Below are 13,473 nucleotides of genomic sequence, written 5' to 3' on the forward strand. Positions count from 1 at the left end.
AAAATTAGGTAGATGTTTACAGGAAGTAAATAAACAAAACCCAAGCCAAAAGCAAAGCTTTAAAACTTATAAGTGTTAATAAGTTGAAAAATACTGCTTTTAAAAGTATTATATTCTTTAATGTGATGTGAAACCAGTTCTTTAACAGTGTTTTATAAACATGAAAGAGTTTCGTTAAAACCAGATGACCCCAAAAACGGGCAGAGATTTTCTGCCCGTTTAATATTATTTGACATTTACCCTTATACCTTCTGAATAAGTTGTAAACTCAGGGGCATACATGCTTTGCAGCGAGGTAATACCATTGCTGAAATTACCTGCATGGCTCACACGTAAAGGATATTCAAATACATAAGTGCCTTTTGGCATATAGCTGATAAAGAAATTTGTACTGGCATCTTTGGTACTTTCATAATAGCTTAGGCCATCCTGATATTTATATCTTGATATTACATTTACGGGTTCAAAGCCAGAAGAACGCATGTCTTTCAAATGCAGATATTCCATAGCCCTGTCGGCATAGATTTCTATACGCACTTTAACCAGATCGCCGGGAGTAAGTACCTGATCTTTATTTAACGGAACCAAAACATTGCCATTATTAGCTGTTTTTTGAAGGAATAACTGCTTTATAATTTTTATACCTGTATTTGATGGCGTAATCTTATCTAAATTCTCAAAATACTGCCAGTACAAACCTCCCCAGGCTATCCCTGCATTGTTGTTCTTGATTTCAACTTTACCCATTTCCGGTCTGGCATCTGTAGCATTAATGGTAATTTTTTCATAACCTGTTCCAGCTTCTTTTACTGCATTGGGTTTTCGGTAGTGGGCAATAGCTGTATTACCTATTTTTATTTCGGGTTCGTTATGGTCTGCTAATAAATTATAACCCCGCATCAGCAGAGCATAGCAGGCTGCGGTAGTTGCTTTGGTGGTTTTCCAGTCGTTGGTCTGCTTGTTTTTCAATAACCAGATCTTCATTTCTTCTACGGCCTTTTTATCATCGGCTATTTCATCAAAAGCTTCGATTAACAGCGCTTGGTTCTCTATAGGGTTCTGGTACCACCACCAGCCGTTTTTATTGGCTACCCAGTACATGCCCATTTCGTTGCTTTGTTGTGCAGTTTGTTTAAGCAGGTTAATGATCTTTAAAGCTTCGGTTTTCTGGTTATTGCGGTATAATACTAAGGCAGCCTGTGCTTGTTGGTAAGTATCCATGGTTTTCCACTCTAAACCAATTTTGTTCAAATAATAATTAAAGGCTTTAGCAAAATCTTCATTGGCATTTTTCTGCTCAAAATAGCTGCGTGCAAACAGGTAATGTAAAGGCAGGCGGCTAAAACCGTTATTTTTGATTTCATCGTTGTAATCCTGTACCAACTGGTTATCTAAATAGATCATAGCTTTGTTGGTTAGGGTTTTAAACGTTGGAAAGGCTTTCTGGTCAATGAGCCCGGCTTTTTGCAATTGGCCTATACCCATTACAATATGCTGTGTAATATAGCGGTCTTCACGCATGCCTGTAAACCACGGGAAAGCCCCATTGGATAATTGCATGCCCTGCAACTTATCAAAATTGTTTTTCAATTCGTAACGCATACGGTTCAGGTCAAATAAAACAGCGATACGTTTTTTGCGTTCAGTTTCGTTACCTGCGTTTCTTACCCAAGGTGTTTCTTCCAGTAAGATGGTTTTTAATTCCGCATTCTTTTCAAGGTTAGATAACAGCGCTTCGCCGTTTGGTATGTTTTTCCATTGGTCAAATACCAATCTGATCTGCGGCGAGCTGTTTACAATACCTGTAGCAAAACTGTTGGCATAAAAGCGACTAAAAGTCTGTTCAGCACACTCGTATGGATATTCCATTAAGTAAGGCAGGGCCTGTACCGCATACCATACAGGGTTTGAGGTATATTCAAAAGTGATGGACTGCGTACGTAAGGTAGAAGAATTACCCGATTTTAACAGTTTATCCAAGGTAAAGGTCTGACTGGTATTTCCTCTTACGTTTAGCGGAAGACTTTCAGTTATTAAAATAGCATTAGGCAGTACAGGTATGTTCATTTCTTCTCCATCGCTGTATTTGCCAGATTGCGCAATCAGTTTGTAGGTAATTGCCTGTAAGCCGTAAGGAATATGTAAGGTCCATTTTAAAGCTAAGTCTTTCTGATCTAGGATAGTAAAAGAACGGTCTAACGGAGAATTAGCTTGATTGATATGAATAATCTTGCCGCTTAACGCATCTCTTAACTCTAAAGTAACTGTACCGTTAAGCGCTTTACCTGCAAGATTGTTAAGTTTTGCACTAAATACAATCGTATCACCCTCACGCAAGAAACGTGGTGCGTTGGCCATAACAGCCAACTGTTTTTGCGTAATAAGCTGTTTGCTAACAAAGCCAGTTTTAAGGTCTTTGGTATGCGCAAAGCCCATCATTTTATAACGGGTTAATGATTGGGGTATGGTAAATTCTATGTTGATCTGACCTTGTTCATTTGTTTTTAACTGAGGATAGAAAAAAGCCGTTTCATTAAAATCGGTACGTGGCATAACCTTATTAATCATAGATTTATCTGCGTTTGGAGCTGGGGTTTCCATTGCATTAAAGCTATAAACCGTGTTATCTTGAACAAGTTCTTTATTCTGAATCTGAATACCGGCTGCTTGTCCCTGTAAGGCGGAAGTAGAACCTCGTAGCTTTATTTGATTATTGCCTGCACCAGCAGATGTAAGAACCACCTCATTCAATACATTTTCATCGGGTTCTAAGTTAATGTCTATGCGTTTTTGCTTACCCACCATAATGGTTTGGGTTTTATAACCTATAGTTCTAAAGCTTAGCTTGTCGCCAGGCTTAGCATTTATGGCATAGGTGCCATCTGTTGAGACGGTTATTTGTATAGGTTTTTCGTTAAGGCTAATGCTTACACCTATTACAGCATTTGCCCCATCTTTAATTAAGCCGTAAACCAGTTTGCCTTTTGCCAGTTCCTGTAATTTCAGATTTCTTTTCTTTTCCTGTTCTAAATTCTGTAAATAGGAATGGTAAGCACCATTATATCCCCCATAATAATTAAAGCCATATAAATTAAGTTCTGGGTATTGTCGGCTGGCAAAATTGTAATAAAAGCCACTGTTGTAGAATAGCCACAAGCTATAGTTCACATAGCCCTGGTTATTATTCCAGATATATTTATAGTAATTGAAAGATGGCTTGATGTAATTGTTATTCCAGGAAACACTTTTAAAATTGTCCAAGCTGCTGTCATAAAGCGTGGCTACCATTTCTGCCATTTCCTTTTCGCCGGCTTTATTGCTGATCTGTAGTTTCCAGGTTTCTTTTTCGCCGGGTTGTAACTTGTCTCTAAAGGTTAAAAACTTAATATCAAGTTGTGTCTTTGGATCAGTAATCTTAACTTCTTGCATACTATTGTACCTTATGCCATTGTTAATCATAATAAACTGTACCGCAAACCCATCTGTATATTCTGGTTTTGCAGCTATTTCAATAACTTTTTGCAAAGTATTTACTGTTACCCATTCTGTATGTTCAATCCTGTTTTTATAATAGACTTCATAATATAATTTACTGTCTGCACTTAAACCAGCAACCCTGAACAAGGCTTTTTCATGAGGAGCTATAGTTATTTTTTCGGCTGTAAGCCATTCTCCGGGTACTAAAATCTCAGAAGGTTTCTGGTTAAAGATCCGGATATACTGATCCACTGTAACAGTATCATTTAAGGCATTTATGGCGTGACTTACTACTTTATAGAACCCGGGCAGGAGATTGCTTTCATTAACTTTAATATTAAACTGGCCATTATCACTGCTCAGTTGCTGAAGCCATACACTTTTACCTATAGCCCATTTTTCAGGGTTGTTTTCATAGCCATATTCATCATCAGGAAAAGCCTTGATAAACTCTTCGCGGCTTAAGCTATATTTTTCGGCACTGAACAGGCTGTTATTGGTTAAGCGTGCGGGAGGGGTTAAAGCAAACCATTCGGTTTTGAGCGTGGCTTTTACAGGCTGTGCGTTTAAGTTAGTAGCTGTATAGGTAATGGTATCGGTTTGTTTGCTTAAAATAAGCTGCTGACCCAGGCTACTGTTCAGTAAAAGATCTTTTTTGCCAATGATTACGGATTGGGTGCTTTCCCGGGTTTCGCCATTTCCATCTGTAATCACTGCTTTAATGTCAAATACATAGTTTTCGTTCGGGTCATCGGCTGAAGCCAAAAAACTGATTTCGAACTTACCCCCTTCTTTTGTTTGGGTATTTCCTGATGCGACCTGTTTTGTACGGGCCCCTATATACCTGAAATTATTGAGGCTGGGCGAGGCATACTGCATAACTGTATAAGCAACGCCAGCATCGGTAACTGGGTAGCCTGCAAAAGAAACAGCTTTCCCATAAATTTTAACACTATCGTTTAGCTTATACTTTTGTGTTAAAGGGTTAAAAACTACCTCAAAGGCAGGACGTTTATACTCTTCAACCTGTATCCTGATATTGCCATAAGATGTGGCAATGGTCATTTGTCCGTTTAGTTTGCCCAAAGGAATATTAAATGAGCCCTGAAATGAGCCAAAATCATTGGTGGTAAGCGTAGTTTTTTCTATTTCTTTGGCGTTAACATCCCTAAAAATAACTTCTATCTGCTGCTGTATTAACAATTGACTCTTTTCTTCGTTACCTTCTAACAAAATACCTTTGTAATAAACCGTCTGTCCGGGACGGTAAATAGGCCTGTCAGTAAATAAAATAACCCGTTTTCTTTTGTCAGGCTCTTTGAAATAGCTATTGTAAGAATTAATGATCAATGAATCTCCATTATGTGAGATCAAAGCGTTTACAGACTGGGATGAGGGTACGATACTGATGCCTTTATTGTTGGTACGATATGTATTTTGATCAGAAACTTTAAGATCGTTTTGCAGTTCTTCTATTTTTACATTGCTAAGAGGCTCTCCATTTTTGGCATGCAAAACCTGATATTCTATATGGCTGGCGCTTTTTGCACGTGTGTTTGCAACCATATTGGTTACCCAGATAACATTATAACGGCCTGTTGTTGCCTGATCAGGTTTGTCTTTATCTAAGGAAGTAATTAGATAGTTGCCAAAAGGTAAGCCTTCTAATTTGGTAATGTAAGTATGGGTCTCATAGTCGTTATACTGAGGTAAGATGAGGCGTACTGATCTGAGTGGCTTTTTATTCCGGATCCATTCTTTATAGTTCGCATTTACCAGCTGTCTGGATTTAATGCCTGCACTAAAAGGTATGCGGTAAATATCCAGATACAGCGTATCTGTGTTTTTGTACGAGATGTGAAGTTGCGTAGGCTGATTTTCCATTATATAGGTTCTTACCTGTAAGTTCAGTTCTTTTTCTTTGATCTGTGCTATAAGTATTCTCGAATTTTGTGCACCTGTACTTGAAGGAAATGCTTTTATGGCTTTTTCTGCAAGTTCTACTGCTTTAATGAAGTTTTTTTTGCTATCTGCCTGCATTTGCCTGTTTTGATGCAATAATGCCTGCTCGTATAAAAAATCAGCATAGATTTCTGTGTTTTTGAAACGGTTCGCCATTTCGGCTAAGGCGTTATAGTAAATTTGTACTTTGTTGGCATCTAAGCTGTTCTGGTTGATAAATTTTAACCTTTTAAGCTCTATATCTGCCAATGCTGCCTGGTTTTTGTCTTTTTCATGCAATTTGATCAATTCCTGAAAAATCTTAAGTGCCTCAATATTAAAATTGTTGCTATCTATAGTATTAAAATTGTAGTCTCTAAAATCAGCAGTTTTACTAAGGGCAGAAAAAGAGAATCGGCTTAAATCTAAAGGAGTAATACCATTGGAGGTATTGGAGAAAATATCGAGCGCTCTATGTGCCAGTACATCGTATAATGTAGGCCGCAAATCTGTATTGGTGCTATCGTTTTTAAGCAAAGACTTTACTTGTTCTGTATCTGTTTTACGCAAGATTTCTTTCTCTGCCAGAGAGGCAATTAAGCTGGCTGTCGCCTCTTTGTTTATTTGCTGTGCAGACCAGGTTTTGATGTTATCGCCAATGTTAGCCTCTATGATGGGTGTTCTTTGCGCTATCTGATAACGGTTCTGAAGATAATAGTTCCAGTACATCTGCCCTAAGACCGATTGCAGGATGCTTTTTTCAGGTTGTTTAGCAATGGTAATGGCTCCTTTAAGATCTTTTAAAATTTCAATGAAAGCATCTTCTGTAAGATAACTCTGAAATAGCATGCGGTAGATTACAGATTTAACCAATAAGTTGGTATTGTGGGTTTTCTGTGCATCCGTATAAAGCTTGTTGATCAAAGCCAGCGCTTCTTTGGGCTGTGCATTAAGTGCTAATGAATCTACTTTGGCAAAGGGATCTGCTTTTTGCGCATTTACATTAAGTGTTAAGGTAAGAAGTAGGATTGTGCTTAAAATGAGCCGTACTGATGCTTTCATATTTTTCGATTTTTTAGAGAAGATGTTGATCTGGTCAGATTTCCATACCTGTTGCTATCCTTATGTTCAAATATATGTTTTATGCGCTTAACATAGAGATGCCTGGAATAGAAAGTTTTAAGGAGCTTATTAAAGAGAATCAGGTGTTTAGAGTTCAAAGCTTAGAGTCTAAAGTCTGATGACATAACCATTATCATCATGCTGCCCGTCTGTTCGTCATATTGAACTTGTTTTACTGCGTAGCTTTACATTTCGCTCTAAGTCAGTATCAAACCAGACAGGAGAAAAACTTCGAACGAGTTAGGAGTGACGGAGCTATTATTGTCACTCTTTCTCGTCATGCTGCCCCTTTGTTCGTCATGCTGAATTCATTTCAGCATCTTTAATTGCCTTGACAATGCTTCTAGGCAGGAGATAGACCCTGAAACGAGTTCAGGGTGACGTGACGAGATGATGACGGGTAGACGGTGGAAAGAGGAAAGAAAAGTACCAAATTCTATTTCCGTCATGCTGAATTTCATTAAGTGTTTTTGTCTTCAATGGCATTCAGGAAGGCTGCGCCGTTTATTTCAGCATCTAATTAGGGTGATAGACCCTGAAGCACGTTCAGGGTGACGTGACGAGTTCAGAGCTTGCCCCGATTTTCGGGGGTGAGGTAGGGTAGTAGGGTGACGTGATTGGCGTTAGAATGGTATGCAATAAAAAAATAAATAGAGAATCATAAAAATAAATTCATTGATAATCAGATTGTTGTGAATTGTTTGTGAGAATTTATAGTACTATGTATTGCATAGTACAATATAAAGCATATATCTTTGTATTATGATAGCAGAAAATACGCAAACCCAAATGCGCAAGGGCATACTTGAATATTGTGTGCTGTTAATCATCTCAAGAGGAGAGATTTATGCGTCTGATATAATAGTGGAGTTAAAGCAGGCCCGATTGCTGGTGGTAGAGGGCACGCTTTACCCGCTACTTACCCGCTTAAAAAATAACGGGCTTTTAAGTTATAGCTGGGTAGAATCTACATCTGGCCCGCCCAGAAAATATTATGTGCTTACCCCCGAAGGTAAACAGATTTTGAGCCAGCTGGATAAAACCTGGCAGGAACTGGTTTATGCCATAAGCACATCTAAACAAGAGGCCGATACCCAAAATCCCGGAAATTAAAAATTGAGCATCATGAACAAAACGATTATCATAAATATTGGAAATTCTATTATTCATATAGAAGAAGAGGCTTACGAGGTTTTAACCAAGTACCTGAATGAAATTAAACAGCACTTTGCCAAAACTGCCGACGATTTCGAAATTGTAAAGGATATTGAGAACCGCATTGCGGAAATGTTTGCCGAAATACTGGCTAAAAAACAAAATCAGGTGATTGAAATGGCCGATGTACAGGATGTTATTGCCCAAATGGGCAGCGTTAAAGATTTTAGCGATGAAAGTGAAGAGCCTGAACAAACCTATCATTACGAGCAGTTTGTAGGTATTAAAAAACTGTACAGAGATACTTATGAAGGGGTATTTGCAGGAGTGTGTAGTGGTTTAGGGCATTATTTCAATATAGAGGCCCGCTGGATCAGGTTAATTTTCTTTTTACTGGCCTTTGCCGGAGGAACCGGACTTTTGGCTTACCTTATTTTATGGATAGCCATGCCAAGAGCTACCACACGTTCTGAGCGTATGGAAATGAAAGGCGAAGCTACCAACTTATATGGTTATAAGCGCAGTTTTGAAGAAGAGCTGGCAGCCATAAAAGCCAATATGAGATCGGCCGGCGACCAGTTTAGACCATTGGCACAAAGCTCAGGAAATGTGATTACCCAAATGTTTAGAGGTATAGGTAAATTAATTGGTGCTATGGGTACGCTTTTAGGCAGAATTATAGCCTGGTTTATCGTGGTATTTGGCTTCTGTGCCTTATTGGGCTTGATTATAGCTTTAGGGGCATTAATGGGCTTTTGGAGCGATCATATTTACAGTGATTTTCCTTTCAATATCATTAATAGTCCGTTTAAAGGAGAGTTCGTACTCAGCGCCTTTGTAACTGCGTTTGTTCCTTTACTGGCCTTGGTGCTGTTTGCGGTTAAAACCATTAACCAACGTTTACAGATCAGCAAATACGTATGGTTTGCCATGTTGGTAGTATGGCTTATAGGTGCGGCAACAGTAAGCTTTAACGTGGCCCGCATCGTTTCTGAGTTTCAGGAAGAAGCAGAAATTGCACAAAAAACAGAACTTAAAGCCTTTCCTTCATATACCATTGCCGTAAACCCAAACATGGTTTTTTCTAAAAAAGACAGTGTTGATTTTAACCTGAAAGATTATGCGTCGGGTTCAAATATTGTAATAGATAATTTTGATGAAGGACCTTTTAGAAGTCCGAGAAATGTAAGGGTAGAGTTCGATAAAAGTGAAGATGGTAAAGTAAGCATTATGAGATCTTATAAATCTAATGGCAAAACCTTTAGAAATGCTTTAGAGAACGCTCAGAACATGGAGTATAAATATATCATCGCAGATTCGCTCATTACTTTAAACCCACGTGCTATTTTAAAGGAACATGCCGTATGGAGAGACCAGAATGTTGTATTGACTATTAAAGTGCCTGTAGGTACCAAGATCAATATTAACGATAACCTGTACAGGTATTTAAAATTCTATTATTACTGTCATGGAAATGATAACGAATACAATACTTACAGGACCTGGATCATGACCGAAGAAGGGCTGAAGTGTAAATATGATGTAGATCATGCCAACGATAAGGAAGACAACGGCGACCAATAAAATATTTAGATATGAAAAGGATAAGCTTATTGGCTGTAATTTTACCGCTTACTTTACTGGCCTGCAATTTTAATGAGGGCCGCAGATCTTTTAAAACCATTAAAAACGATAATGGGATTTCATTTACAGGTCTTTTCCCAGAGGATGAAGACCCCGTTCTGGACAATTATCTGAATAAGGCCTTAAGAAGTGAAAGCGCAAGAGTTTTAGATCATACTTCTGAGAGAAAAGAAATTGTTATGCCGGGTAACGGAACTTTTTACCTGAAGCATCAACCAGGTGTAATTGAAATGAAAATACTGAGCCGCGAAAACAGCATGCAAAATATGCAGGATTTTGAAAAGATTATTAAGGATATTAGGAGAGTGTTGAGGTAGAAGAGTTAGGTTTGTGAAGGAACCCTTTACATAAGCCTTTTCTACCCTCATGCCGGGTAGCTTCAGTTACTTTTTTATCGCAATAAGTAATCAAAAGCGCCCGGCTTGAGCATTTTCTTTTAAAGCTCAAGTTGAAGCAGAAGAGCTGCCTGCCGAAAATCTTCACAGGCCGGTTAGATCAGTAGAACGGTTGTTGTTACGTTTAGCAAGATGAATGATTACATTATTAAGTAACTTTTGTCTTCAAGCTAAAAATCTTTGCTTTTTGTGATAAAGTTAAGATGTTATCGTCTCATTGGCCGGCGTGGCCTAATCCTTTTTATGGAAAAAGGACCAAAAGCCACCGACTGCGCCTGATACTACAATATATCTGCTTAGGCCTATTACTGCCTACCGCATCAGCCAAGGTCGGACTTTACCTTAAACGAAGATGTTTTAGGGCTATCGCTATTAGAAAATAATTAATCTGAACTCATAGACCCCGAAACAAGTTCGGGGTGACGGGAAAGCAATAATTATGAACTCTTTATTTAACGCTATACCTTAATACGGTACGGGCTACATTACCGTTTTTATCAAATCCTTCTACCACAACTTTATAGGTTCCTTTTCCATCGGCATTGTAAAACTCCAGACTTGTATTGCCTTTTTCGTCGGTAATTACTTTAGGGTTCCAGTAAATGGTAGTTCTCAAATCGTTATTGGTAACAGGTGCGTTAGGCAGGTATTTAGGCGAGTAAAACTCACGTTGTTTGCTATAACCCATCGGACTGTATTTTGCCTCGTATTTTTTAGGGATCATATCTAAAAACTCTTGTTTAGATATTTTTTCGCCTTTAGGTGCTTTCTTAACATTAACCACAATAACACCCTTGGTATTGTACGTTCTGTCTATAGTACCCAGCGGATCGCTTAAAAACAGTTCTATAGATTCAACTTCACCACCATTGAGGTTACCCAGAGCAACGGCATCTACCGGCATACCATTTAAAAATATAGATGCGGGAATACGGCTGCCTGTATTGTAATCGCGTGATACATAGAATTTCTGTTCATTAAAATCGTAAGTAAAGCTACCGGTAAGCGCTTTTAAGCAATCTAATACAGAGCTGCAGCCTGTAAGCATGGCGGCATCTATAGAGCGATCAGGGATTGGGCTTAAACCTGAAAGTGCAGGGTAGTCACGGTAACTGGCTTTTTTAATTACAGAACCCTTAATTTCTACCTCTTTTAAGGTACGCATAAAGCGGTATTGTTTCTGGCTATTGGTTAGGTAAGAAGATAAAAGTGTATCAATGTTTTCACGTTCATCTGCCCAGCGCAGATTGGTTCCTTTTGCTGCAGATGGTATGCCATCTAACATAATCATAAGATTGGTGTAATTAGGGTTGTAACGAGCTGTAACCACCACTTGTGATGAATCTGGAAATACAAGATTATTAAAATGGAAAACGCCTACATTGCTGGTTACGGTCTCGGCAGATATAGGTTTTCCGGTAACCATCATACGCATAATGCCTTTTTTTACTGGCATACCGGTAAGATCTCTTAACGTACCACTTATACTAATGCCTTGCTCAGGTAATAAAAACACCTCAGGGTATTTATTATCCATGATGTTTTTATAGCTAAACCTGCGGTAACCTTGTGTAAGCATTAAGCGGTCTAAATCTGCCAGTTTCTTATCATCGGTTTTATTAAAATAATAGTTGGGTTTTTCTACATAACCCTTTAGGTCTGAGGTAAGTAACAGCGAACTTAAAATGGTGGTTTCATTGTCTTCATCAAAAGGTACTTTCTGCTCATCTACCACACTTACAGAAAAATCGCCTGCTACGGGTTGTTCTTTGCTTTTTGCGTCTAAGCTCAGTTTTACTTTCTGGCGAGGTTTATATTGTGGCAAATCTGCTTTTGCGGCAATGTTTAACGCATTTTTATGCAATACAAAAACCAGGCGCTCGCTAATAGGTTCTTTATTTTCGTTAAAAAGCGTAAACTGTGCAATACCCGAAGGGAAGTTCTCTTTGGAGATTTTGGCATTAACCACCTGGCTTTTGAGGCTTAAAGTAGCGCCATAGCAAACATTATTGGTGTTTTGGCCCACCAGGTAAAAGGTTTTGTCTTTGTTTTTTTCAAAATAACCGGCATTGGTTAAAATCCTCAGGTTAATGATATCGGTAACATTATGCTGTACCTGTATGCCAATACCTTCCTGTTGTGCTGCAGGCAGATCAATGGTTTGTGTACTGCCATCTTTTAAAGTATATCTTGCTTTGTATTTTTTTCCGGCTGCAGGGGTAAAATAAAACGAGCCTATGCCTGCAAAAGAAGAGGCAAAGGGTACAACTTCGGTGTTTTGCTCATCTAAAATACTCCCTTTAACATCAATACCTAAGCCATTCGTACCTACGGCCTTAAAGCCTATTTGGTTGGGTACATCGGCAAGGAGTTCGCCACCTTCCGGAAAAAACTGAAAATCTACTTTTTCAAGGTTTTGCTTTAAATTAAAAGTTGCACTGGCCAGATTTTTTTCACTAAGGCTTACATCGGCCACTATGCTGCCTTTGGTTATAGGCTCACCCGCTTTGCTGGTTACGGTAACTGTTAAATAACCATTGGCATCGGTTGTACCCTTGCCACGTGTAAATACATCGTAATTATGAAAAATGCGCCAGTTAACTGTTTTATTGGCCAAAGGTTTTTTATTGATGTCTTTAAACTGGATGCGGGCAGTGGTTTTAATGCCTTTATCGGCTGCCACGTTATTATAACTAATATTGGTAACCAGTTCTTTGTCTATGGCTTCGCCAATTAAAATGCTTTTGTTAAAGAAATAATCAGGACTGCTGTTTAACATCCATAAAGTATAGGCCCTTATATAATAATTGCCTTGTTTATAGTTGTTCATGCTGAGTGGCATATTGCCATAGGCCACGCTGTTTTTTACGGGCAGCTTTACCGTTTGTACTAATGAATCTACCTGATTGTACATTTCTACATATACAATCTTGCTCAGTTCTGAAGGGAAATTATGTGTGGTGGTAACATAAGCTTTAAACCATACCGTATCCGCTACGGCATAGTAGGGTTTATCAAAGTGCAGGTAAACTTTTTCTATAGGTTGTTCTGTAGCTAATTTCTTGGTTTTATTGATAATGGTTGATAAAGCCGCGGTATCTGCCTGTTGTGCAAAGGCCGTGGTTATACCCGTAATAAGTAAAAGAAGAAAGATTTTAAATTGTTTCATCTGATCAGAATTGATGTACCTGCGCTAAATATATTGATTATTATGCAGCAATTGCCCAATGCCTGATGATGTTTAACAAAATTTTACAGTTGGTAGGTACTTCACCAAGGTCACTTTATACCACTGCTGTTACCCACTACACCGTCACCCTGAACTTATTTCAGAGTCTAACCCCTCTTTGGTAAGATGCTGAAACCAGTTCAGCATGACGCATGTATTTGAGGGGTGATGCCCAGATGGGAAATGTGATGAGGGTATTGAAGTTACTTATAATCCTCCCGTCTTCTGATTTAAAGTAATTAGAGATGCTGGAACACCTTGTTCCTTTACTTCGGGAAGTTTAGCATAACGTGTTATTAAGCCATCTCATAATAATCACAGTCGCTGATTATAACTACAGCCGTCATCTTAATTCTATATCCTCCACCGTCACCCTGAACTCGTTTCAGGGCCTATCTCTCATTGGTAAGATGCTGAAACCAGTTCAGCATGACGCATCTATTAAGGACGTGTTATAATAATCACTGTTGCTATCATAACCGCTATCGTCATCCCGAATTCATTTCGGGA

General features: G+C 38.6%; 5 protein-coding genes. 3 read left to right on the forward strand and 2 right to left on the reverse strand.

The genetic code is table 11. From position 1 onward, the window contains the following. Positions 1-225: 225 nt before the first annotated feature. The gene (locus tag ACLHG9_RS14255; protein ID WP_410222171.1) at positions 226-6,480 is read right to left on the reverse strand and encodes an MG2 domain-containing protein; all 6,255 of its coding nucleotides are present in this window, start codon (positions 6,478-6,480) and stop codon (positions 226-228) included. Between the two features lie 822 nt (positions 6,481-7,302). On the opposite strand from ACLHG9_RS14255, the gene ACLHG9_RS14260 reads away from it, so the two are divergent. The 3 genes from ACLHG9_RS14260 to ACLHG9_RS14270 are packed head-to-tail and all read left to right on the forward strand — an operon-like array spanning position 7,303 to position 9,656. Beyond that, positions 7,303-7,653, forward strand: coding sequence for a PadR family transcriptional regulator (locus tag ACLHG9_RS14260; protein ID WP_410222172.1), 351 nt, complete (start codon positions 7,303-7,305; stop codon positions 7,651-7,653). Positions 7,654-7,665: 12 nt separating this feature from the next. After that, positions 7,666-9,279: a PspC domain-containing protein gene (locus tag ACLHG9_RS14265; protein ID WP_410222173.1), complete on the forward strand. Its 1,614-nt coding sequence runs from the start codon at positions 7,666-7,668 to the stop codon at positions 9,277-9,279. Between the two features lie 11 nt (positions 9,280-9,290). Then, complete coding sequence (locus ACLHG9_RS14270) at positions 9,291-9,656, forward strand: hypothetical protein (protein WP_410222174.1); 366 nt, start codon at positions 9,291-9,293, stop codon at positions 9,654-9,656. A 526-nt stretch (positions 9,657-10,182) separates the two neighbouring features. Here the strand turns inward: ACLHG9_RS14270 and ACLHG9_RS14275 are convergent. Continuing rightward, a complete protein-coding gene (locus ACLHG9_RS14275) occupies positions 10,183-12,903 on the reverse strand; it encodes an Ig-like domain-containing protein (RefSeq protein WP_410222175.1) in 2,721 nt (906 codons plus the stop codon). Between the last annotated feature and the right edge of the window lie 570 nt (positions 12,904-13,473).

This window comes from Pedobacter sp., from assembly GCF_046462515.1.
Taxonomy (GTDB): domain Bacteria; phylum Bacteroidota; class Bacteroidia; order Sphingobacteriales; family Sphingobacteriaceae; genus Pedobacter.